The organism is Bacillus yunxiaonensis (assembly GCF_037104695.1).
Classification (GTDB): domain Bacteria; phylum Bacillota; class Bacilli; order Bacillales; family Bacillaceae_G; genus Bacillus_A; species Bacillus_A yunxiaonensis.
Map to the genome: position 1 here is coordinate 374,807 of NZ_JBAWSV010000002.1, position 25,107 is coordinate 399,913.

Below are 25,107 nucleotides of genomic sequence, written 5' to 3' on the forward strand. Positions count from 1 at the left end.
CTCTTTATTTTGAAACAGATTTAACGTACTCTTCTACAAATGCAAGTGCATCCTCTACTTGTGCTGGGTTTTTACCACCAGCTTGCGCCATATCAGGACGACCGCCGCCGCCGCCGCCGCAACGAGATGCTACCTCTTTAACAAGTTTACCAGCGTGGTATCCTTGTTCAATTAAATCTTTCGTTACACCAGCAAGAATGTTGACCTTATCATCGTTTACAGCTGTAAGCACGATAACTGCTGATTGTAATTTATTCTTTAAATCATCCATCATCGTACGTAAATTGTTCATGTCTGCAACATTTACTTTTGTTGCAAGTACATTTACACCATCCACTGTACGCACTGCATCTGTTAAGTTACCAGCTTCAATGTTGCTTAGTTTTGCTGCAAGAGATTCATTTTCTTTTTGCAGTTGTTTTACTTCAGCAAATAAGCCATCCACTCTTGTTAAAATGTCTTTCGGATTTGTTTTCATTTTGTTTGCTGCTTCTTTTAATAAACCAACTTGTTCGTTCATTAATTCATATGCAGCTTTTCCTGTTACCGCTTCAATACGGCGCGTTCCTGCTCCAATACCAGATTCAGCAACGATTTTGAAAATACCAATAGATGCTGTGTTATCTACATGACAACCACCGCAAAGTTCTAAGCTATAATCACCTACTTGTACAACGCGTACAACATCTCCGTATTTTTCACCGAATAGTGCCATTGCACCCATCGATTTTGCTTCTTCAATTGCTTTTTGAGAAATGTCTACTGTGATACTTTCCCAAATTTTCTCGTTTACAATACGCTCAATTTTTTCAAGTTCATCAGCTTGTACTTGACCGAAATGAGAGAAGTCAAAACGTAAACGCTCTGATGTTACAAGAGATCCTGCTTGGTTTACGTGTCCGCCAAGTACATCTTTTAACGCTTGATGCAGAAGGTGAGTTGCCGTATGGTTTTTCACGATTGCTGCGCGATTTTTCGTATCGATTAACGTTTTTACTGCTGCATCTTTCGTTAATGTTCCTTCTTCTACAACTACTTTGTGTAAGTTTTGACCATTAGGCGCTTTTTGTACATCTTTTACAAGTACCTTTACGCCATCAGCAAGAAGATAACCACGGTCAGCAATCTGTCCGCCGCTCTCAGCGTAGAATGGTGTTACATCTAACATTAATTGTCCTTCTTCACCTGCTTGTAGGCTATCTGTGAACTCACCATTCTTCACAAGTGCAACAACGTTACTTTCTGTAGCTACGGAATCATAGCCAATAAATTCACTCGCTACTTTAATTTCACCAAGAACGCCGCCTTGTACTTGCATCGAATCAACGTCTTGACGAGCTGCACGTGCACGCTCACGTTGTTTTTCCATCTCTGCTTCAAAACCTTCATGATCAACTGTCATACCAGCTTCTTCTGCGTATTCTTCTGTTAATTCAATTGGGAAACCATATGTGTCATATAGACGGAATGCGTCTTCACCAGAAATAACAGTTGATTTTTCTTCTTTTGCTTTTCCAATCACTTCAGCTAAGATTGCTTCGCCATCATGAAGTGTTTCATGGAAACGCTCCTCTTCATTTTTCACAACGCGTGCAATAAAGTCTTTCTTCTCAAGAACTTCTGGGTAGAAATCCTTCATTACTTCGCCAACTACTGGTACTAATTCGTACATAAATGGACGATTAATATTTAATTTCTTCGCATAACGTACAGCGCGGCGTAATAAACGACGTAATACATAACCACGGCCTTCATTAGAAGGAAGAGCTCCGTCTCCAACTGCAAATGTTACAGTACGAATATGGTCAGCAATTACTTTAAACGCTGTATCTTGTTCATGATTGCCAGCACGGTATTTTTCACCAGAAATAGCTTCTGTTGCACCGATAATTGGCATAAATAAGTCTGTGTCAAAGTTCGTTGGCACATTTTGAACAACAGATGCCATACGCTCAAGACCCATCCCTGTATCAATGTTTTTCTTCGGAAGCGGCGTATATGTACCGTCAGGGTTATGGTTGAATTGTGAGAATACAAGGTTCCATACTTCTAAATAACGTTCATTTTCTCCACCTGGATATAATTCTGGATCGCTAAAATCGTTACCGTAAGCTTCTCCGCGGTCGTAGAAAATTTCTGTGTTCGGTCCACTTGGGCCTTCACCAATATCCCAGAAGTTTTCTTCTAAACGGATAATGCGCTCTTTTGGCACACCCATTTTCTCATGCCAAATTTGGAATGCTTCTTCATCTTCTGGATGGATTGTTACAGATAAAAGTTCTTTATCAAAGCCAATCCATTTGTCGCTCGTTAAAAACTCCCAAGCCCATGTAATTGCTTCTTCTTTGAAGTAATCACCAATTGAGAAGTTCCCTAACATTTCAAAGAATGTATGGTGACGAGCTGTTTTCCCTACATTTTCAATATCGTTTGTACGAATTGATTTTTGTGCATTTGTAATGCGCGGGTTTTGTGGAATTACGCGGCCATCAAAATATTTTTTCAGCGTTGCAACACCACTATTAATCCATAAAAGAGATGGATCTTCGTGCGGAACTAATGATGCACTCGGTTCTACTGCATGTCCTTTTTCTTGGAAAAAATCTAAAAACATTTGACGAATTTGTGCGCCTGTTAAGTGTTTCATATGTATTTCCTCCTTCATTAAAATCAATTAAAAAACAAAAAACTCCCGTCCCCTATAACAGGGACGAGAGTTGACTCGCGTTACCACCCTGATTATGAAATAAAAAGCGGAAGTGTCTTACTTTTGGACACGACGGCTAGATTGCACATCCTAATAATATGCATATATTTCATCACCTCAAGTTGCCGTAACGTGGCAAGACGGCAGGGATTAGCTGCTCTCAGGAATAGCGTTCTGTTACCCTTCATTTGAAGCTTCTCTCAGCCTAAGGAAGCTTCTCTCTGCAAAATGGACTGTAACATACTCGTTCCGTCATTAATTTATCATATACTATATGCACAAATTGTAGCGAATCCGTTTCCATTTGTCAATGTTTCCAAAATAGCTTGGTATGTACAATAATGGTGCGAAGAACCGCTAACAGTGGTACGGATAATAAGAGTCCTACAATGCCGCCAATTTCACCTCCAACAAGCAGTGCAAGCATAATGACAACAGGGTGCATCCGCAGAGATCTTCCTACAATATAGGGAGACAAAATATTACTCTCAACAAATTGTAAAATCGCAAGCGTAATTCCAGCTTTAATAACTAAATTTGTTGATACTGTCGCGGCAATCATTAATGTTGGAATCGCCCCTAAAATAGGACCGAAGTATGGGATAATATCAGTAACTCCAACGATAATCCCTAAAAGAAGCGGATACTTCATTCCGATAAACCAAAATGCCAGCGCAGAGACCCCTCCTAAAATTAAACAAACAAATAATTGTCCGCGAATGTAATTTCCAAGAGACTTATCAATTTCTTTCGCTAACTGCTGACCATCCTTACGCCACTTACTCGGTACAAGCTTCCAAAAAATATGATAAAATTCACCGTAGTCTTTTAATATGTAAAATACGATAAATGGAATTAAAAAAATAATAAGAAGTGAATCAAGTATTCCTCTTGCCGTACTCATCACTTTATTTAAAAGCGCTTGTATCTTCCCTTCAACCCCTGCAAAGATTTGTTTAATTTTCTCATTCACGAACTCAGGAAAATTTTCAGTTTGCTCTGTTATTCCATCCGACCATGTTTCATACATGCTCACAAATTGCGGAAATTGCTCGTTCATTTCTTGCAACTGTGCAATAACAGCTGGCGTTCCTTTATACACACCATATCCAAGACCGCCAAAGAAAAGAATGTAAATGAGTAAAATGGCAAATGTACGCGGCATGCCTTTTTCATGCAATTTTTCAATAAGCGGATGCAGCAAATATGCAATAAAACAAGCGATGAAAAATGGTGTAACGGCGACTTTAATCACAAATAAAATCGGTGCCCAAAGCGGCTTAATTTTCAAAAAGACGAGCAAACATAAAAAAATCAGCAATAATAATCCTAACCGGTAAATCCAAATAATTTTAAGATTCTTCAATAGAAAAACCTCCTCTATTTCTTAGTTTGAAGAGAAATAAAGAAGGTTATGTGTAAAAATTAAAAAACCCTACTGTGCCGGGATTTTTTTGTAGGTATTCTTACTGTTTTGTAGAAAAATACATATACTCAAACTAACAAGTGCAATTTCATATCATTTCTTGTCCTCACTATTATTTATCCCGCTATTTTTGGGAAGTAAGACCTCCACCCTAAGATTCAAAGAGAAACGAGGAAGATAGGTGGGGGACAACTTCCCGCAAAAGTCCGATTAGTTCAACAAAGTTAGGAGGCGCAAAATGGTTTGGTTGATGCTGGGACTTTCCGCAATTTGCATGCTATTAGAATGGATATGTATTGGGTTTGGCATTTGGAAAGGATTTTTCATTCCCTCTTCAAAGCAAGAACGTGCCAGGCATCTCTGTTACTACAGTATACTAGGGCTTGGCTGCTACGGACTTTCTCATCTTTTCTCTCAAATCGGATTATTTTACCTCTATACAAGTACATAAAAAAGCTCCCTAAAATTAGGGAGCTTCTTCGCATCTGAAACATGCATGTATAATGAGAATTATAAATAAGATTTAAGCATCTTACGTGCTCTTTTCACATTTCGTCTTGAAAATACATCTTGCTTACGTGCATATTGATATGCTGCTGCTCCTAAACCTAATGCAATTAATGATGAGCGCAATTTCAAAGTTAACACTCTCCTTATTAGCCGATTGTTCGTTCGTTCTCATCAAACAAATCATCTAAAGAACTTAATGAACCGTCTTCCTCGACTTGATGTGTATGAATTTTCCCCTTTGAAATCGATAATTCAATAAAGCAGTTCCAGCAATAATATTGATTCACACCTATTTTTCCAATATCTTTTCCTTTACAGTTTGGACAACTGAACATATGGCGTTCATCTCCTTACGATCTCCCGTATTCTATTACGCCATTATGTCCAAACCATATATGTTTATACATGATAAGAACTGCATTACACTATATAATTTCACCTCGTTACATAAAATCATACGGTGAAATGTTTTCCACATCGAGACCCTCTTCTGTCATAATCTCAGTTGCTTCTGCTTTTCCTTGCAATCTGTCGCATAGTGTTGTTTGACGAAGTGCATCATCAAGGCGACTTACACCAGATTGAAAAGCGGTTTCCTCGCCGCAAATAATTAAAAACTTTTTACTACGTGTAATTCCTGTATAAATTAAATTACGGCGCAACATGCGGTAATAACTTTTTACAACCGGCATAATCACAATCGGAAATTCACTTCCTTGTGATTTATGAATAGAACAGCAATACGCATGTGTAATTTGGTTTAAATCTGCTTTTGTATACGTTACTTCAATACCGTCAAAAGAAACAACGACCATATCTTGCTGTTCCACGTTTTCTTTCGCATAGAACACTGAAACAATTTCGCCAATATCGCCGTTAAACACTTGACTTTCCGGCTGATTGACAAGTTGAAGCACTTTATCTCCAGCCCTATACACAACCTCGCCATATGCAATTTCACGGCTTTTTTCTTTTTTCGGATTAAACACTTCTTGCAACGCTTCATTTAACGTATTAATACCTGCTGGCCCCTTGTACATAGGAGCTAACACTTGTACATCACGCGCACTAAATCCCTTTGTTTTTGCGTTTTCACACACTTGCTTAACAACCTCAACAATTTGCGTACTTGCACACGCAATAAACGAACGATCTTTTTTATTTTGTGTTACATCAGGAGGTAACACACCCTTTTTAATCGAATGGGCAAGCTGAATAACAGACGAACCTTCCGCCTGTCTATATATTTCCGTAAGCTTTACCGTTGGAATAACGCTGGATTCTAATAGATCTTTCAACACTTGTCCAGGACCAACAGATGGTAATTGATCTTCATCTCCAACGATGATGACTTGAATGGTAGATGGCAATGATTTGAACAATTGATTCGCAAGCCAAATATCAACCATAGAAAATTCATCAATAATAAGTAATTTCCCTTTAACAGGATCGTGCTCATTACGTTGAAACGATCCTTCTGGTGTCCATCCAAGTAGACGATGAATAGTACAAGCAGGCAATCCTGTTGATTCACTCATTCGCTTTGCTGCTCGACCCGTCGGCGCTGTTAATAAAATAGGGAACGGATTGTCATCACTATAATCCTTCGGGTCTAGTGATAAACCATGAAGAGAAGCATACATTTCTACAATCCCTTTAATAACAGTCGTCTTTCCTGTACCAGGACCTCCTGTTAAAATCATCATCGGTTTATGAAGAGCTGTTTGAATCCCTTCTTGCTGAAGCGGTGCGTATTGCACGCCGAGCTGCTCTTCAATTTTTCCGAGTGTTAACAACAGCTCCGATTCAGGAAAGGAAGGAAGTTCTTCTTGACCAAGTAAACGATTGATAGAAGCTACAACACCTTTTTCAGAATAATACAAGGAGGCTAAATATACACGCTCATCTTCTATAATAATTTTGCCTTCTCCTTGCATCATTTCTGCGCATTGCAAAACATCTTCTTCTGTAACAGACGTTTCCTGGTTATTTAACAACTCCATTGTTTGTTGCACTAACTGCTCTCTTTTCATATACACATGACCTTCTTGCAGCGAAACGTGCTCTAATGTATAGAAGCATCCTGCTCGTACACGATCGGCATGATTACCAGAAATGCCAAGCGCGCGGCCAATATCATCAGCTCGTCCAAACCCAATACCATCTACCTCTTCAATCAGTTGATACGGATTATTCCGAATAACTTCAAGTGTCATTTCTTTATACTGTTGATAAATTTTAATAGAAAGCTTCGTTCCAAATCCATAACCATTTAGAAAGCTCATCACTTTTTCAAGACCTTGATGCTCAATAATCGTTTCGTATATTTCTTGTGCTTTTTGCTTATTTACAATCCCGTCCAGAGCTGCAGGATCATCCATAATTTTCGAAATTGCATGTTCACCAAGATGATCAACAATCTTTTCAGCTGTTCGTTTCCCGATTCCTTTAAATAAATCGCTCGCTAAATATTGCACCATTCCTGTTTTTGTTTGCGGTAATTCTTTTTTAAACGTTTCAATATGATATTGTTTCCCGTACTTTGGATGATCTTTAAAATGACCCGTTAGTGTAAACACTTCATCTTCATGCATTCGGGGAAAGTGACCTGTTATCATGACCTTTTTTTCGTCATATGTTTCATTCGTTTCAATAATTTTCATACTGACAACGGAATAGAGGTTTTCTTCGTTGTGGAAAATGGTATGAAGAACTTGTGCTTTTATAAACTTTTGCTCTTCCTCAAACAAATCCATTGCATGTTGATTTCCCATTTTGCCCCTCCTTCCATTTTATGCGTCTTGCTCTAATAAACGAATGCCGTTACCCGCTAAAAAGTGATCCGGTTGAATGGCTACAGCTTTCTTAAACATCACAAGCGCCTTCTCGCTATCTTCCTCAAACGCATATACTACACCTAAATTGTAATAGGCATCTGCATGTTCTTCATCAAGCGCTACAACTTTTTCAAAATAAGGTTTTGCTTCTTTTACATGTTCTAGGCGTGCAAAACATAATCCGCATTGAAAAATCGCTTCAGCATCACCTTCATTTAACTCAGCTGCACGCTGTAAAAACGGCAGCGCTAGACGATCGTTTCCAAGCTGAACATATGTAATGCCAAGCATAAACGAAACATCTCCCGTTTGCAGCCCTGCTTGCATCGCTTTCTCAAATGCTTCTTTCGCCTGTGCAAAAAGATCTTGCTGGAAATATATATTTCCTAGTCCATAATACGCTGTAGCAGATTTTTCATCTAATTCAATCGCGCGTTTATAAAAGGCAACAGCACGCTCACTGTCTCCTAATACATCTAATAAATTTGCAAAGTTAATATAACCAAGTGCATCTTTTGGATTTTCCTCAATGGCCTCTGTAAAATTCTTTGCTGCTTCTTCCCAGTTTCCTTCTTGCATATATTGAATGCCTGTTTCAAGCTTGTTTGACATATTTTTCACCTCTACAACAAATTATAACAAAGAATCTATTTTTCGAGCGAACGAAAATTCGCCTTTACTAAAAAGAAACCTCTGACCATTATAAGGCAGAGGTTTTTCTTTCTTATCCTAAATAATCAAGTTTCTTACCATTACGGTATACGTCATCAATTGTCGCACCGCCTAAGCACTCATCTCCATCATAGAAAACAACTGCTTGTCCTGGCGTAATTGCGCGAATTGGTTCATCACAAAGAATGCGAATGGTATTCTCATCAACGATTTGGACCTTTACACCGTTATCCGCTTGACGATAGCGGAATTTCGCTGTGCATGCAAATTCTTTTTCTTTCGGCTTATCGCTAACCCAACTTACATTTGTAGCAAATACTTCGTCACCATATAACAGTTCATTATGGAATCCTTGTTCTACATATAAAATGTTTTCTTTCAAGTTCTTCCCAACAGCAAACCATGGATCACCATTGCCACCTATGCCAAGGCCATGACGTTGGCCAATTGTATAATACATTAACCCGTCATGTTTCCCCTTCACTTCACCAGATAATGTTTGCATCTTACCTGGCTGCGCTGGTAAATAGTTACTTAAAAAGCCTTTAAAATTTCGTTCTCCGATAAAGCAAATACCTGTGCTATCTTTCTTCGTTGCTGTTGCCAGGCCTGCTTCTTTCGCCATCTCACGAATCTGAGGCTTCATTAATTCACCAAGCGGGAACATTGTTTTTGATAATTGGTCTTGGCTCAGTTGATTTAAGAAATATGTTTGATCTTTATTATCATCAACGCCGCGCAGCATTTTATATTCACCATCAATATACGCTACACGTGCATAGTGCCCTGTTGCTACATAATCTGCACCAAGCTCCATTGCATGGTCTAAAAATGCTTTAAATTTAATTTCTTTATTACACATTACATCTGGGTTCGGAGTACGACCAGCACGGTATTCATCTAAAAAATACGTAAATACTTTATCCCAATATTGCTTTTCAAAATTGACTGCATAATATGGGATTCCAATTTGGTTACATACTTCAATCACATCGTTATAATCTTCTGTTGCTGTACATACGCCGTTCTCGTCCGTATCATCCCAGTTTTTCATAAAAATTCCGATTACATCATAGCCTTGCTTTTTTAATAACATCGCTGCTACAGATGAATCAACGCCACCGGACATCCCGATGACAACGCGTGTTTCGTGAGGTAGTTTGTTCATCACGTCACCTCCTATATTAATTTTGTGTTAATCGCTTTACGATCTTCACTGTTTCGTACGCTGCTTTTTCTACTTGTTCTTTCGTATTGCCAAGTCCAAAGCTAAACCGCACGGATGAACGTATTTTATCGGATTCTTTTCCGAACATCGCTACGAGCACATGTGATGGATCAATAGAGCCAGCCGTACAAGCAGATCCGCTTGAAACTGCAACTCCCGCTAAGTCTAAGTTCATAAGGAATGATTCAATATTCATTCCTGTAAAACTTATATTTAACACATGTGGTAAGCTATGCTCGAAGTTTCCGTTTACCTCGAAAGTAATGTCTTCTTGTTTCAAGACAGATATCATTATATCTTTAAATCCCTTGTATTGGGCAATTTTTTGCTCACGAGCTTGCTCCGCTAACAAAACAGCTTGCTGAAGCCCAACAATTCCCGGCACATTTTCTGTGCCAGCTCGGCGTTTTCGTTCTTGCTCTCCACCTGTTAATAGCGGTTCAAATTTCACATGCTGCCCTGCATATAAAAAGCCGACACCTTTTGGACCGTTAATTTTATGAGAAGAGATTGATAATAAATCAATACCAAGCTCTTTCACATCAATTGCTGTTAAACCATATGCTTGTACTGCATCTGTATGAAAATAAGCACCGTATTCTTTTAATAAAGCACCAATTTCTCCTATCGGCTGCACTGTACCAACTTCATTATTTCCAAACATAATCGAGACAAGAATCGTTTGATCTGTTAATGCCTCTTGCAGATCAGAAATACGAATACGCCCTGTTTCATCAACAGGTAAATACGTCACCTCAAATCCTTCTCGTTCTAGCACATTACATGTATGCAAAATCGCATGGTGCTCAATTGCAGTCGTAATAATGTGATTTCCTTTATTACGATTCGCACGAGCCACGCCTAAAAGCGCTAAATTATCAGCCTCTGTACCGCCGCTTGTAAAAATAATTTCATTTGGATTTGCATGGATGCTGCGCGCGCACGCACGTCTTGCTTCATCAACTGCATGACGGCCTTGGCGCCCAAAGAAATGGATACTTGACGGGTTACCAAATGCTTCTGTCATATACGGAATCATCTTTTCGACTACTTCTGGGTGAGCCGGAGATGTCGCAGCATGATCTAAGTAAATGCGTTCCATTATATCTCCTTCTTTCCAAATCGTTACACACGGAATTAAATGTAAAACATATAACCACCGTTATTTTCTTCTTCATAACGTACTAAATCTTCTAATGTTGTACTATCAAGAACTTCCTGCACCGCATCACGAACACGTATCCAAAGCTGACGCTGTGCTGGTTCTTCTTCATCCAACATTTCTACTACGTTAATCGGCCCTTCTAATACACGAATGACATCACCAGCTGTAATGTTAATTGGTTGATCCGATAATACATAACCACCATATGCACCGCGTGTACTTTTGACAAGACGAGCATTACGAAGCGGCGAAATGAGTTGCTCTAAATAATGCTCTGATAAATCATGCGCTTGAGCAATTGATTTTAATGAAATTGGACCTTCTCCAAATTTTTTTGCAAGATCAATCATAATCGTTAAACCGTAACGGCCTTTTGTTGAGATTTTCATATATGTTGCACCTCTTTTCAAATCTTTCACTTTTACCTAGCTAGTTATTCTTTTATTTAGTAGGAAGAACACTCTCTGAAATCAAAATCCTTTGAAATTATAGCATAATATAGTATGATAAGAAATTTCAACTTTTCTAACAGAAATGATAACATATAAGTATATCAAATAACTCGGAATTTATAACATAAAGTGAAACTTTAATCAGCCCTCACTAATCGGGCACATGCCAGCAGTTTATCTCCCATCTAACTTCTTTAGAAAAGCGGAAGCGGCTCGTTCAGAATGTGAGGGGGATGGAGCTTCTGACGTAGAGGTGTTTTTTACCTCGTAGGAAAAAGCGAAGCCACCGAACATTCTAACCACTGGAGCTGGACAATGCTTTACCAAATTTCGAAGTGGGAGTATTATACTGCCGCGCATAGCGGGATAAACAATGAACGGTCACTTAAGGAGAGAAAACAATATGAAACAACCACTCGCACATCGAATGCGTCCAACCAATATTACAGAAGTTATCGGCCAAGAACATGTAGTGGGAGAAGGCAAAATTTTATGGCGAATGGTACAAGCAAAGCATTTACAATCAATGATTTTATACGGGCCTCCCGGAACAGGAAAAACATCTATTGCAAGTGCCATTGCCGGCAGCATCGGTATGCCTTTTCGTCTATTAAACGCCGTTACTCATAATAAAAAAGATATGGAAGTTGTTGTCCAAGAGGCAAAAATGCATCGTCATCTTATTTTAATTTTAGATGAAGTGCATCGTTTAGATAAAGGAAAGCAAGATTTTCTTCTTCCTCACTTAGAAAGCGGACTCATTACATTAATTGGAGCAACGACAAGCAACCCATTTCACGCAATTAACTCCGCTATTCGGAGCCGTTGTCAAATTTTTGAGCTACACGCTTTAACAGAAGGAAACATTTTACAAGGACTACAGCGCGCTTTAACCGATAAAGAAAAAGGACTAGGAGAATACAATGTAACAGTCACAACTGAAGCTCTTCGTCATTTCGCAAGTGCATCTGGCGGTGATATGCGCTCTGCTTATAATGCGCTTGAACTCGCTGTCTTATCTAGCTTTACAACAGATGAAGAAACAGTAGAAATCTCACTTGAAATTGCTGAAGAATGTCTACAGAAGAAAAGCTTTGTACACGACAAAGACGGCGATGCACATTATGACGTATTGTCAGCTTTCCAAAAATCAGTTCGCGGAAGCGATGTAAATGCAGCCCTTCATTATTTAGCTCGCCTTATTGAAGCTGGTGATATGCAAAGTATTGGCAGACGATTGCTTATTATGGCATACGAAGATATTGGGCTTGCAAATCCACAAGCTGGGCCGCGTACGCTAGCTGCCATTGAATCTGCAGAACGCGTTGGCTTTCCAGAAGCTCGTATTCCGCTTGCAAATGCAGTTATTGAACTATGCTTATCACCAAAATCAAATTCAGCATATAAAGCACTTGATGCAGCCTTACATGACCTTAGAAATGGACAAACAGGCGATGTTCCCTCCCATTTAAAAGATAGTCACTATAAAGGCGCTGAAACGCTCGGTAGGGGTATCGGCTACTTATATCCGCACGATTATCCAAACGGATGGGTTCAGCAGCAGTACTTGCCAGATAAAATAAAAAACAAACAATACTATAAACCAAAGAAAACAGGAAAATTTGAACAAGCACTCGCTTCAGTTTATGAAAGATTGCAACATTCGTATAAAACCGAATCAAAAGGGTAATATAAGCGAAAACGACATGAAATATGGGGGTTTCGCAATGAAAATGCGCCAAGATGCATGGACTGGAGAAGAAGATTTACTTCTAGCAGAAACCGTTTTACGTCATATTCGCGAAGGCAGCACCCAATTAAAAGCATTTGATGAAATTGGCGATCAATTAAATCGAACATCTGCTGCTTGCGGCTTTCGTTGGAATGCAGAAATTCGTCAAAACTATGAAGAAGCTGTGCAAATTGCAAAAAAACAACGGAAAGAATTAAAGCGGGCACAAGCAATACAGCAAAAACAGCAAATATCACGCTTGCGACCGAAGAAAAGTGTCGTAATTGATGTTGAGTTTTCAGAAGAACTCAGCTCAAATCAGCCATCTCTTACGATGCAAGATGTAATTTCATTTCTTCAAAACGTTGAACAAAACAATCCGCGTGTAGCGAAGTTGCAAACTGAAAACGAAACATTACGCTGTCAGCTCGAAAAACTGCGAAAAACAAATCAAGAATTAGAGAAAAAGCTTGAAACGTTGAAGAATCAACAACAATCTGTACAAGAAGACTATGAAACTCTTGTCAGAATTATGGACCGCGCTCGCAAACTTGTTATATTAGACGAGCCAAACGAGCATATGGCACCCATTTTTAAAATGGATGAGAACGGAAATTTAGAAATTGTTTCACAATAAAGTGAAACTTCCATCAATGAGGGGTTATCCCCCACTCATCTTCCTCACCTCTCTCTGAATCCTGAGGCGGGAGTCTTACCGCTCGCGAATAGCGGAATAAAAAAGAGAGATGCATATGCATCTCTCTTTTTTATTCTTGTCCTACACGTTTTACTTCTATATCCTTCAAACGTTCACGCACAACATGACTTGCCATAATTAAGCCAGCCACAGACGGAACGAATGCGTTAGAGGAAGGTGGTAATTTCGCTTTGCGAATTTTCGCATTTTCATCTGGAACGATTTCTTTTCGAATGTCTTCACGAATCACAATCGGATTTTCGTCAGAGAATACAACTTTCACACCTTTTTTAATGCCCTCTTTACGAAGCTTCGTACGAATTACCTTTGCAATTGGATCTGTATGTGTTTTTGAAATATCAGCAATGCGGAAACAAGTTGGATCCATTTTATTTGCTGCGCCCATACTTGAGATCATTTTAATTTTTCTTCTTAAGCACTGTTTAATTAAATGAATTTTGAACGTAATTGTATCAGATGCATCTACCACAAAATCTAAACCGTATTTAAAGAACTCTTCGTATGTTTCATCTGTATAAAACATTTCTAATGCGATAACTTCGCAGTCTGGGTTAATGTCCGCAATACGTTCTTTCATTAATTCTACTTTTGAACGACCCACAGTAGAAAGTAACGCATGGATTTGACGGTTAACATTTGTAATATCTACAACATCTTTATCAACTAATACAAGACGACCGACGCCAGAACGCGCTAGCGCTTCTGCTGCAAACGAACCAACGCCGCCAATTCCTAAAATACCAACCGTACTATTTTTTAATATTTCAATACCTTCTTTTCCGAAGGCTAATTCATTACGTGAAAATTGATGTAACATGCGTTCTACACTCCTATTACAAAAATGGTCTACCATGTATTCTAGCGTTTTTCCGACTATTTGTATAGAAAAAGTTATATACCAAAACAAAAAATCCTAGATGGAGTTAGTATGTCCATCTAGGATTCGTTCTTACTTCTCTTCTTTGACTTTTAATTGTAAGTAAAGCTCTTCAAGCTGTGCATCTGCAACTGGGCTCGGTGCTTCTGTTAATAAGCAGCTTGCGCTTGCTGTTTTCGGGAATGCAATTGTATCACGAAGGTTCGTACGACCTGCAAGTAACATAACAAGACGATCTAAACCTAATGCGATTCCTCCGTGCGGTGGTGTACCATATTCGAATGCTTCTAATAAGAATCCGAACTGCTCTTGTGCTTCTTCTTGCGAGAAACCAAGTGCTTTGAACATTTTTTCTTGTACATCACGCTCGTAAATACGAAGTGATCCACCACCAAGCTCATAACCGTTTAATACAAGGTCATATGCTTGTGCACGCGCTTTTTCTGGTGCTGTTTCTAATAACTCTACATCTTCACGGAATGGCATTGTGAATGGATGATGAGCTGCGAAGTAACGATCAGCATCTTCATCATACTCAAGAAGCGGCCAATCTGTTACCCATAGGAAATTAAATTTGCTTTCATCAATTAACTCAAGTTCTTTACCTAAGCGTAAACGAAGTGCTCCTAAGCTATCTGCAACAACACTCTTCTTATCAGCAACAAATAATAATAAGTCACCAGCAGTTGCTTCTAACGTACTCATAAGTGCATTTGCGTCTTCTTCGTTAAAGAACTTTGCGATTGGGCCTTTTAAGCCGTCTTCTTCAACTTTTAACCAAGCTAAGCCTTTTGCTCCGTACACTTTTACGAATTCTGTTAATGCGTCGATGTCTTTACGAGAATATTTGCTCGCCGCACCTTTTGCATTAATTGCTTTTACTTGCCCGCCGCTCTCTACAGCGCTTGTAAACACTTTAAATCCACAGCCTGCTGCAAATTCTGACAGATCAATAAGCTCCATCGCAAAACGTGTATCTGGCTTATCAGAACCGTAGCGAGCCATTGCATCTGCATATGTCATGCGCGGGAACGGTGCATGAATCTCTACACCTTTTGCTTCTTTCATTACTTTTGTCATCATGCGTTCCATCATTTCTAGAATTTCTTCTTGTGTTAAGAATGATGTCTCAATGTCGACTTGTGTGAATTCTGGCTGACGATCTGCACGTAAATCCTCATCACGGAAGCAGCGTGCCACTTGGTAGTAACGTTCAAAACCGCCGACCATAAGAAGCTGCTTAAATAACTGCGGAGATTGCGGAAGTGCATAAAATTCTCCTTCATGTACACGGCTCGGTACTAAGTAATCACGAGCTCCTTCTGGTGTACTTTTCGTTAAAATCGGTGTTTCTACTTCTAAGAAATCTTCACTATCTAAGAAGTTACGAATTGTTTTTGTTACGTCGTGACGCATTTTAAATGTGTTGTACATAGCAGGACGACGTAAATCTAAGTAACGATATTTTAAGCGAACGTCTTCTGATGCATCTGTATCATCTGTAATCATAATCGGTGGTGTTTTTGCTGCATTTAATACGTTTACTTTCGTAGCTTGTACTTCAATACGGCCTGTTGCCATATTTTCATTAATTGCACCGGCCGCACGCTCAACAACTGTACCTTCTACATGCAGCACATATTCACCGCGAATTGTTTCTGCTATTTCTAATGCTTCCTTTGAAGTCTCTGGACTAAATACAACTTGCACAATACCTGTACGGTCACGTAAGTCAATAAAAATTAATCCGCCTAAATCACGGCGTTTTTGTACCCAACCTTTTAATTGAACCGTTTGTCCCACTGCTTCTACTGTTACTTTTCCACATTCATGTGTTCTTTCAGCCATTTCTGCTCTCCCCCTATACTAATTTCTCTGCTACGTATGAAGCAAATACATCTAATGCAACTTCTTCTTGTTCGCCTGTTGCCATATCTTTTAAGTTGATAATACCTTTTTCTAGTTCATCCTCACCTAATACAGCTACATATTTTGCACTTAGACGATCCGCTGATTTAAACTGCGCCTTCATTTTACGATCTAAGTAATCTTTTTCAACCGCTAAGCCAGCCTTACGAAGATCGAAGACAACTTTTGCAGCGCGATCTTTTGCTTTTTCACCAAGTGCTACAACATAACAATCGATATTATGAGCAATTGGTAATTCGATATTCTCAGCTTTCAGCGCCATAATTAAACGTTCGATACTCATCGCAAAACCAATACCAGGCATTTCTGGACCGCCAATTTCTTGTACAAGTCCGTTGTAACGACCACCGCCGCTTAACGTTGTAATCGCACCAAAGCCTTCTGCCTCACTCATAATTTCAAATACAGTGTGCTGATAATAATCTAAACCGCGCACAAGATTTGGATCCTTCTCAAATGGAATGCCCATCATTGTTAATAATTCTTGTACTTTTTCATAATACACACTTGATTCTTCGTTTAAGTACTCTGTAATAGACGGTGCTGTAGCCATCAATTCATGATTACGATCTTTTTTACAATCTAAAATACGAAGCGGGTTTTTCTCTAAACGAGATTGACAATCTGAACAGAACTCACCGATGCGAGGCTCAAAGTGTGCAATTAATGCATCGCGATGTGCTTTACGGCTCGCTGCATCCCCTAAACTATTTAAAACAACTTTTATATTCTTTAAGCCCATGCCGCGATAAAATTCAACAGCAAGTGCAATCACTTCTGCATCAATCGCTGGATCATTACTGCCAATCGCTTCAATACCAAACTGAACGAATTGACGGTAACGACCTGCTTGTGGTCTTTCATAACGGAACATCTGTCCGATATAATATAATTTTGTTGGCTGCGTAGCGTCGCCGAACATTTTATTTTCCACATAAGAGCGTACAACCGGTGCTGTACCTTCTGGACGAAGCGTTAAGCTGCGTTCTCCGCGATCTTCGAATGTGTACATTTCTTTTTGTACGATATCTGTCGTATCACCAACACCTCGTAAAAATAATTCTGTGTGCTCAAAAATTGGTGTACGAATTTCTTTATAGTTATAACGACGGCAAATTTCACGTGCTTGTCCTTCAATATACTGCCATAGTTCAACAGTACCAGGAAGGATATCTTGCGTTCCGCGTGGGATTTGAATAGACATATTCAGTTCCTCCTCATTTTTTCAATAATAATAAAAATAAAAAAACTCCCGCCTCTACTGATTACACAGTAGGGACGAGAGTATAATACCCGTGGTGCCACCCTAATTGAAGCACGTATGCTTCCACTTTTTTAATAACGCTTAAATTGCGTTCGACCTCTACTGAGCACTAAGCTGTTCAAGACGAAACCTACAGAGTGTCATTCGATCAGTCATCATGCAGAAATGTTTTCAGCCCTGGACATTTCCTCTCTTTTCATGTGTCTCTCATCTACTCTTCTCTATCATCGGTTTATAACATATGTAACTGTAAAAAGACGAATTTGTTTACTACTATACGGTTATTCACAAATGTTGTCAAGGTTCTCAAGAACGTCCAAGGTGCTTCTTTAATGTTTTCACATCTTTTAAAGAAAGCCCAAATTCAGAAGCGAGTTCAAGCGATGTATTTTGCGATTCTTTTGAAATAAACTCATGAAAATTCACATTAAACAATTGATTCGCTCCGTTAGTAGCAGCGTTTCCTTTTTCATTCATACGCATATGCATATCCCTCACATTCAATAGTGGAATTCTAATGACTAGTGTTCCATATTGATATGGAGGTTATACGCTGTTACAAAAAAGAGAGGAGAACATATCCCCTCTCTTCCACCATCATTATTTACTCTCTACGATCAATGTCACTGGACCATCATTAATAAGCTGAACGTCCATCATCGCTCCAAATTGTCCTGTTTCTACATGCAATCCTTGTTTGCGAAGTTCTTCGTTAAAGAAATCGTATAAACGTTCTGCATAGTCAGGTTTTGCTGCATCCATAAAGTTTGGGCGTCTTCCTTTTCGGCAATCTCCGTATAACGTGAACTGTGAAATGGAAAGAACTTGTCCACCAACGTCTAATACAGAATAATTCATTTTTTCGTTTTCATCTTCAAAAATACGTAAGTTCGCAATTTTTTCAGCGATATAAGTAGCATCCTTTTCTGTATCTTCATGTGTGATTCCAACTAATAGCGTTAAGCCGAAATGAATTTGTCCTACAATTTCACCGTTTACTGTTACAGATGCTTCTTTTGATCGCTGTAAGACAACTCTCATCTATATTCACTCCCTATTAATGCATCATGCGGCGCACCGCATAAATTTCCGGAACTCGTTTAATGCGCTCTACAACTTTTTTCAAATGCTGTAAGTTATGAATAGAAATAGACATATGAATTGTTGCCATTTTATTGCGGTCGCTTCTTCCTGAAACAGCCGAAATATATGTTTTCGTTTCTGTTACAGCTTGCAATACTTCATTTAGTAACCCTCGGCGATCATATCCTGAAATTTCAATATCAACGTTGTATTCAATTTCTTTTTCTGGACTGCCTTCCCACTCTACTTCCAGCAATCTCTCTTGCGCTTCTTCTGTATGAACATTTACGCAGTCTGTACGGTGGATCGATACACCGCGGCCTTTCGTAATATAGCCAATGATGTCATCGCCTGGAACTGGATTGCAACACTTCGATAAGCGGATAAGTAAATTATCAGTACCACTTACCTTTACACCAGAATCCCATTTTCGAATTTTCATCGGTTTCCGAACTTCTTTTACTTCCGTTATTTCTTCTTCACGTTGCTTGCGGAATTTATCTGTTAAGCGCGTCACAATTTGAGATGCGGTAATACCGTTATAGCCAACTGCTGCAAACATATCTTCTGCATTCGCAAAATTAAATTTCTCAGCTACGCGTTTTAAGTTATCAGATGCTAATACTTCTTTCATTTCATACTCAAGGCCTCGCACCTCTTTTTCAACAAGCTCGCGACCTTTTTCAACATTCTCATCACGGCGCTGCTTTTTGAAAAATTGACGAATTTTATTTTTCGCATGTGATGTTTGAGCTAATTTCACCCAGTCCTGACTCGGACCATATGAATGCTTAGATGTTAAAATTTCAATGATGTCACCTGTTTTTAATTTATAATCAAGAGTCACCATTTTACCGTTTACTTTTGCACCAATCGTTTTATTCCCTATTTCAGAGTGAACACGGTAAGCAAAGTCAATTGGAACAGAACCAAGCGGCAATTCCATTACATCTCCTTTTGGTGTAAAGACAAACACCATATCAGAGAATAAATCAATTTTTAAGGATTCCATAAATTCTTCTGCATTTGAGGCTTCATTTTGCCATTCTAAAATTTGACGGAACCACGTTAATTTTTTCTCAAGCGTTCCTGTTGTGTCAACCGCTTGTCCTTCTTTATATGCCCAGTGTGCCGCAATTCCGTATTCTGCAATTTCGTGCATTTCTTTCGTGCGAATTTGCACTTCAAGCGGATCGCCTTTCGGTCCAATTACTGTTGTATGCAGCGACTGATACAAGTTTGCTTTTGGCATTGCAATATAATCTTTAAAACGGCCTGGCATCGGTTTCCAGCACGTGTGAATAATACCTAGAACCGCGTAGCAATCTTTAATACTATTTACGACAACACGAACAGCTAACAAATCATAAATTTCATTGAATTGTTTATTTTGCATTGCCATTTTACGGTAAATACTGTAAATATGCTTTGGACGACCAGAAATATCCGGCTGAATCGCTACTTCTTTTAACTTATCACGAATTTCTGCCATAACTTCATCTAAATATTCTTCACGTTCGGCACGCTTGCGTTTCATTAAATTGACAATACGATAATATTGCTGCGGATTTAAATAACGAAGGGCTGTATCTTCTAGTTCCCACTTAATCGTATTAATTCCGAGTCTATGTGCTAATGGTGCGAAAATTTCCAATGTTTCATTTGCAATACGACGCTGCTTTTCTTGCGGTAAATGTTTCAACGTACGCATGTTATGAAGACGGTCAGCTAGTTTAATTAAAATCACTCGAATATCTTGTGCCATTGCGATAAACATTTTTCGATGATTTTCCGCTTGTTGCTGCTCATGTGATTTATATTTAATTTTTCCAAGCTTTGTGACACCATCAACAAGCATCGCAATCTCTTTTGTAAATTCACGTTCAATATCTTCTAACGTTACCTCTGTATCTTCTACTACATCATGTAAAAAACCTGCAGATACAGTAGACGGATCCATTTGTAAATCAACTAAAATACCTGCTACTTGAATTGGATGAATGATATACGGTTCCCCTGATTTTCGGTATTGCTCACTATGTGCGGCACGCGCAAATTCATAAGCGCGCGCAACAAGATCGATATCATCATCTTGTAAATATTGCCCTGCTCTCTCCAGTACCTGTTCAGCTGTTAGTACTTGTTCATTCGCCATCTAATCACCTTTTATTGAAGATTAATAATCTCTTTCCTTGCCAATTAGAATAATTTTTATTTTACCATTATAACGTAATGATTGGGAATTGTGAAAAGGAAAAGATTTTACATACATTTCACTTTACTTTTTCAATAAATATATAAAAATACCCGATCCTCTCAAAGAGATTCACGGGTACTCCACATGCCGCCCTGTTTACAATTAATATTTTTCTAATACTAATACGTCATAACCGTCTAACATTTTACGGCCATCTAAATAAGTAAGCTCTACTAAAAATGCGATACCTGCAACAACACCGCCAAGTTCTTCTACTAACTTAATTGTCGCTTCAATTGTTCCACCTGTAGCTAATAAATCATCTGTAATTAATACGCGTTGGCCAGGTTTGATCGCATCTTTATGAATTGTTAACACATCTTTACCATACTCTTTACCATAATCTACTTTAATTACTTCGCGTGGTAATTTACCTAATTTACGAACTGGTGCAAAGCCCACTTCTAATGCATAAGAAACTGGACATCCAATAATAAAACCACGAGCTTCTGGTCCTACTACAAGGTCGATATCTCTTTCTTTTGCATAAGCAACGATTGCATCCGTTGCTGCTTTATATGCTTTTCCATCATTCATTAAAGGTGTGATGTCTTTAAAGACAATACCTTCTTTCGGATAATCCGGTACAATTGCAATATGTTGCTTGAAATCCATATTTATGAATCCTCCTCAAATATAAAAGAATTGTAAATACAAATTCTTTATCCTAACTGTTCTACTTCTTTATGATTACGAATCGTTTCAAACCATGCATATAATTGTTGATATGTGCTATAAACCAGTTCTTTTTCTAATTGTAAGTGGTTGATTTTCTCACGATACGTGTTTGATTCGGTTAAATCACGTTTTTTCATTTCTTCTGCCATAAAAATGACACCGTCTTTTATTGTAACAAATTCTAACTCAAAAAACACCTGTGTCATGAAATTTACTGTGTCTTTTGACCAACCTTTATGACGGCAAAGTTGCTCTCCGTATTGTCGAAGAGAAAATGGTGCTTTTTGATGTAAAAATGAATAGTACCATTTAAAATGTTCCCTCGTTGGAACCGTACTGAATAAGTGATTGTTTTCTTGATAAAAAACAGTATAAATACGGTCTGGGAATCCTTTTTCACATATAGACTTTAAATCTTCTGTCGCATCTGGTAAATCAAGAACAACAACGTAACGACCTTCTAATGTTGTCACATCTTTGGCATGCACGAGATAATCTGTATACGCTTCTAAAGAAAACTTTTGCAATGCCTCTTCTTTAAAATACACGATTGTCAATTTATCACGCGAAAGATCAGCGAGATTTGCTTCTACATTACGCATGCTGCGCCAATCAAATAATTGCCAAGCTTCTATCGCAATATCTTGAATCATAATTTGTGGCTTACGGAAATTATTCCATTCATTAATAGAAGCTTCTCCAACGATCGACACGTGCGCTACAGGAGAAATTTCTTTTGCAAATGCACCAAGACCAAAACCGATGCTATCTAATGTCGCTTGTCCATTACGAAGTGTCATTTTCAAATGCGAACCATCAGAACCAATTGCACGAATACTTTCAAGACCTGCATCCTTCACAGCGATACGCGGCTTTGGATTTCCGACACCAAACGGGGCAAGTTTCTGCATCTCTTCAATTGCAGCAAGCGTTACATCTTCCACTTCACATACTACATCTACTGCAGTGACTGGAATAAAATCTTCATCTGATAGCTGAACCGCTGCTTGCTCGTTTAAGCGTCGGCGCAGTTCATCGACATCATCCATACTAAGAGTCATACCAGCAGCCATTGGATGCCCGCCAAAATGCGGTAAAATGTCCCGGCAATCTGATAAATTGGCATACAAATCAAAGCCTTCAATACTACGGGCTGATCCTTTTGCTGTCTCTTTTTCGGGATCAATGCTTAGTACAATTGTCGGACGATAAAAGCGATCTATGAGCTTTGAAGCAACAATCCCAATTACACCAGGATTCCAACCTTCTTTTGCAAGAACTAATACTTTATTCTCTTCTGGTGGATAATGTGCTTCCACTTCCGCAATTGCTTCTTCCGTAATTTGCTTTACAATATCTTTTCGTAATTTGTTCAGTTCATCAATTTCTTGTGCAAGTTCTTTTGCTTCTTCTACATCTTCTGACAATAGTAAATGCACAGCTGGCGTTGCATCTTCTAATCGTCCAACTGCATTAATGCGCGGTCCAATTGCAAAACCAACGCTCTCTTCTGTAATTTCACCTTGCGAAATATTAGCAACTTTAAACAGTGCTTGTAATCCTACTCGCTGCGTTGTTCGCAATTTTTTCAGTCCACGTTGCACGAGTAAGCGGTTTTCACCATAAAGAGGCACTAAATCAGCCACCGTACCAATAACTGCAATTTCTAATAAATGTTCTGGCACACTCCCAAGCAAAGCATGAGCAACTTTAAACGCAACTCCAACACCTGCCAAGTAATGAAATGGATACACACCACCATCTAACTTCGGGTGAATGATCGCTAAAGCTTCCGGCAATTCTGGCGGCGGCTCATGATGATCGGTAATAATTAAATCAACACCAAGCTCCTTTGCAACCTGCGCCTCGTGAACAGCTGCAATTCCCGTATCAACTGTAATAATAAGTGAGAAACCAGCACGATGCGCCCAGCGAAACGCTTCTTCATTCGGCCCATATCCTTCTGTAAATCGGTTCGGAATATAAAACTCCACATCCGCTCCAAGTTCTTGCAATGCTAAAAATAAAACGGTTGTACTACTAACACCGTCTGCATCATAATCACCAAAAATTAAAATTTGCTCTCCGTTTTGAATCGCTTGGCGAATACGCTCTACAGTACGGTCCATACCTTCTAATAAAAACGGATCGTGAAATTCTTGCTGCTCTGTATTTAAAAAGTCCACAATCTTTTCTTCTGTATCGAATCCTCTATTCAGTAATAGTGAAGCAACAAGAGGAGACAATTGAAGTTTATTTGCCAACTGTCCTACAAGTTCCTCATTATTATACTTTTCTTTCCAACGCGTCTTCGCTTGTAACAACGAAATCACCCCTTAACCTATCCATTATACTAGACAGACTAAGGGGTGACAATAAAGCGAAACTTCCTTTAGCGCTTTTTGCTAAAGGTTAGTTAAGCCAATCGGGCTCTTACGGGCAGTTCTTCTCCTTGGCGTTCCTACATTCTACTGCCCGTTTGAGCGGGGTAAAGTGAGACTTCTATTTTTAGAGCGCCCTTTCCCAAAAATGGTTAGTCGAACCTATCGGGCTCTTACGGGCAGTTCTTCTCCTTCTCTTACATTAATCAGGAGAATATGGATTAATGTGCACGAAAACATTTTGCACATTGTCTTGCTGCATAAGCACCTCTTTCACATGTTTACCAATGCGATGTCCATCTTCTACCGTAATGTATGGATCAACAGACACTTTAATATCAACAATAACATAGTGTCCATGCTCTCTTGCGTATAGCGAACCTATTTTCTTTACTCCTTCCACTTGCATAACAGCTTCCCTCATCGGAACGATATCTTCCTCATGAAGTACATGATCCAACGTTGTATGAATCGCTTCTTTTCCAATATCCCAAGCCATTTTTATAACGAGTAAAGATACAAATAAACCGGCAACTGGATCGGCATATACAAGCCAATCCACCCCCATTTTACTTCCTATAATCGCCGCTCCAATCCCAATTAAAGCCGCAAATGATGAAAATACATCAGAACGATGCTCATACGCATTTGCAATAATGGCATCACTTTTTATCCTTTTACCTAACTTATATTTGTAGCGAAACATCCCTTCTTTCACAACAATCGAAAGAAGCACAGCAATCACAGTAATCCAGCGCGGTGGCTCTAACACTTGTGTAAAAGCTTTAATAGAAGAGATAACAATTTCAATTCCGACAATAAATAAAAGAACAGCTACGATAATCGCTGAGATCGATTCCGCTTTTCCATGTCCATATGGATGATCGTCATCAGGCGGTTGCTTTGCTGCCCGCAGTCCAAATAGGACCGCTAACGAGCCAATGACGTCCGAACCAGAATGAACAGCATCTGCCATAAGCGCCTTACTATTCCCAACATATCCAATAACCGCTTTTATAATTGCAAGCACAATATTACCGACAATTCCAACAATCGCTCCAAATTCCGCTTGTTTAAAACGTTCATCTTTTTCCATAACTGAAATCCTTTCTTTCGTCAACCTACACTTTATTTTATCCCGGAACAAAAAAGAAATGCCTACAATGAGGCATCTCTTTTTATTCAAGCTTA

At 38.9% G+C, this 25,107-nt stretch carries 21 protein-coding genes and 1 other annotated feature; of the genes, 3 read left to right on the forward strand and 18 right to left on the reverse strand.

Annotation, left to right across the window (positions count from 1 at the left end):
- Positions 1 to 4: 4 nt before the first annotated feature.
- Positions 5 to 2,647 (reverse strand): alanine--tRNA ligase, encoded by a 2,643-nt coding sequence (alaS, locus tag WAX78_RS08060; RefSeq protein WP_336481766.1) that lies wholly within the window; start codon positions 2,645 to 2,647, stop codon positions 5 to 7.
- 367 nt (positions 2,648 to 3,014) lie between these two features.
- Positions 3,015 to 4,091: an AI-2E family transporter gene (locus WAX78_RS08065; RefSeq protein WP_336482013.1), complete on the reverse strand. Its 1,077-nt coding sequence runs from the start codon at positions 4,089 to 4,091 to the stop codon at positions 3,015 to 3,017.
- Between the two features lie 280 nt (positions 4,092 to 4,371).
- On the opposite strand from WAX78_RS08065, the gene WAX78_RS08070 reads away from it, so the two are divergent.
- On the forward strand, positions 4,372 to 4,584 hold the full coding sequence (locus WAX78_RS08070) for a hypothetical protein (RefSeq protein WP_336481767.1): 213 nt from the start codon (positions 4,372 to 4,374) through the stop codon (positions 4,582 to 4,584).
- A 59-nt stretch (positions 4,585 to 4,643) separates the two neighbouring features.
- Here the strand turns inward: WAX78_RS08070 and WAX78_RS08075 are convergent, their stop codons facing one another.
- The 7 genes from WAX78_RS08075 to cymR form a co-directional block, all read right to left on the reverse strand.
- Positions 4,644 to 4,772, reverse strand: a complete 129-nt coding sequence (locus WAX78_RS08075) for a DUF3918 family protein (protein WP_336481768.1) — start codon at positions 4,770 to 4,772, stop codon at positions 4,644 to 4,646.
- A gap of 17 nt (positions 4,773 to 4,789) precedes the next feature.
- Positions 4,790 to 4,978, reverse strand: coding sequence for a hypothetical protein (locus tag WAX78_RS08080; protein ID WP_020060848.1), 189 nt, complete (start codon positions 4,976 to 4,978; stop codon positions 4,790 to 4,792).
- Between the two features lie 108 nt (positions 4,979 to 5,086).
- Positions 5,087 to 7,417 carry an SF1B family DNA helicase RecD2 gene (recD2, locus tag WAX78_RS08085; protein WP_336481769.1) on the reverse strand — a complete coding sequence of 777 codons (2,331 nt, stop codon included), beginning with the start codon at positions 7,415 to 7,417 and terminating at the stop codon, positions 5,087 to 5,089.
- A gap of 18 nt (positions 7,418 to 7,435) precedes the next feature.
- Positions 7,436 to 8,092 (reverse strand): tetratricopeptide repeat protein, encoded by a 657-nt coding sequence (locus WAX78_RS08090; protein WP_336481770.1) that lies wholly within the window; start codon positions 8,090 to 8,092, stop codon positions 7,436 to 7,438.
- 112 nt (positions 8,093 to 8,204) lie between these two features.
- The gene (mnmA, locus tag WAX78_RS08095) at positions 8,205 to 9,320 is read right to left on the reverse strand and encodes a tRNA 2-thiouridine(34) synthase MnmA (protein WP_336481771.1); all 1,116 of its coding nucleotides are present in this window, start codon (positions 9,318 to 9,320) and stop codon (positions 8,205 to 8,207) included.
- Positions 9,321 to 9,336: 16 nt separating this feature from the next.
- Complete coding sequence (locus WAX78_RS08100) at positions 9,337 to 10,482, reverse strand: cysteine desulfurase family protein (RefSeq protein WP_336481772.1); 1,146 nt, start codon at positions 10,480 to 10,482, stop codon at positions 9,337 to 9,339.
- A gap of 35 nt (positions 10,483 to 10,517) precedes the next feature.
- Positions 10,518 to 10,934, reverse strand: a complete 417-nt coding sequence (gene cymR / locus WAX78_RS08105) for a cysteine metabolism transcriptional regulator CymR (protein ID WP_090916825.1) — start codon at positions 10,932 to 10,934, stop codon at positions 10,518 to 10,520.
- Between the two features lie 466 nt (positions 10,935 to 11,400).
- Here cymR and WAX78_RS08110 point away from each other — a divergent pair, with 466 nt between their 5' ends.
- Together WAX78_RS08110 and WAX78_RS08115 are read left to right on the forward strand one after the other, a co-directional pair.
- The gene (locus tag WAX78_RS08110) at positions 11,401 to 12,687 is read left to right on the forward strand and encodes a replication-associated recombination protein A (RefSeq protein WP_336481773.1); all 1,287 of its coding nucleotides are present in this window, start codon (positions 11,401 to 11,403) and stop codon (positions 12,685 to 12,687) included.
- A 37-nt stretch (positions 12,688 to 12,724) separates the two neighbouring features.
- Positions 12,725 to 13,366: an RsfA family transcriptional regulator gene (locus WAX78_RS08115; RefSeq protein WP_336481774.1), complete on the forward strand. Its 642-nt coding sequence runs from the start codon at positions 12,725 to 12,727 to the stop codon at positions 13,364 to 13,366.
- 130 nt (positions 13,367 to 13,496) lie between these two features.
- Here WAX78_RS08115 and WAX78_RS08120 read toward each other — a convergent pair whose 3' ends face one another.
- The 9 genes from WAX78_RS08120 to WAX78_RS08160 form a co-directional block, all read right to left on the reverse strand.
- Complete coding sequence (locus tag WAX78_RS08120) at positions 13,497 to 14,264, reverse strand: tRNA threonylcarbamoyladenosine dehydratase (protein WP_336481775.1); 768 nt, start codon at positions 14,262 to 14,264, stop codon at positions 13,497 to 13,499.
- Positions 14,265 to 14,396: 132 nt separating this feature from the next.
- Entirely contained in the window at positions 14,397 to 16,172 is a 1,776-nt protein-coding gene (aspS, locus tag WAX78_RS08125; RefSeq protein WP_336481776.1) for an aspartate--tRNA ligase, read from the reverse strand.
- Between the two features lie 13 nt (positions 16,173 to 16,185).
- Positions 16,186 to 17,457 (reverse strand): histidine--tRNA ligase, encoded by a 1,272-nt coding sequence (gene hisS / locus WAX78_RS08130; RefSeq protein WP_336481777.1) that lies wholly within the window; start codon positions 17,455 to 17,457, stop codon positions 16,186 to 16,188.
- Positions 17,458 to 17,524: 67 nt separating this feature from the next.
- Positions 17,525 to 17,754: a binding site (T-box leader), on the reverse strand.
- 69 nt (positions 17,755 to 17,823) lie between these two features.
- On the reverse strand, positions 17,824 to 18,000 hold the full coding sequence (locus WAX78_RS08135; RefSeq protein ID WP_336481778.1) for a hypothetical protein: 177 nt from the start codon (positions 17,998 to 18,000) through the stop codon (positions 17,824 to 17,826).
- 117 nt (positions 18,001 to 18,117) lie between these two features.
- Positions 18,118 to 18,558 (reverse strand): D-aminoacyl-tRNA deacylase, encoded by a 441-nt coding sequence (gene dtd, locus WAX78_RS08140; protein ID WP_336481779.1) that lies wholly within the window; start codon positions 18,556 to 18,558, stop codon positions 18,118 to 18,120.
- A 16-nt stretch (positions 18,559 to 18,574) separates the two neighbouring features.
- Positions 18,575 to 20,755: a GTP diphosphokinase gene (gene relA / locus WAX78_RS08145; protein WP_336481780.1), complete on the reverse strand. Its 2,181-nt coding sequence runs from the start codon at positions 20,753 to 20,755 to the stop codon at positions 18,575 to 18,577.
- 204 nt (positions 20,756 to 20,959) lie between these two features.
- A complete protein-coding gene (locus WAX78_RS08150; RefSeq protein ID WP_336481781.1) occupies positions 20,960 to 21,472 on the reverse strand; it encodes an adenine phosphoribosyltransferase in 513 nt (170 codons plus the stop codon).
- Between the two features lie 47 nt (positions 21,473 to 21,519).
- The gene (recJ, locus tag WAX78_RS08155; RefSeq protein WP_336481782.1) at positions 21,520 to 23,859 is read right to left on the reverse strand and encodes a single-stranded-DNA-specific exonuclease RecJ; all 2,340 of its coding nucleotides are present in this window, start codon (positions 23,857 to 23,859) and stop codon (positions 21,520 to 21,522) included.
- A 259-nt stretch (positions 23,860 to 24,118) separates the two neighbouring features.
- The gene (locus WAX78_RS08160) at positions 24,119 to 25,012 is read right to left on the reverse strand and encodes a cation diffusion facilitator family transporter (RefSeq protein ID WP_336481783.1); all 894 of its coding nucleotides are present in this window, start codon (positions 25,010 to 25,012) and stop codon (positions 24,119 to 24,121) included.
- Positions 25,013 to 25,107 lie beyond the last annotated feature (95 nt).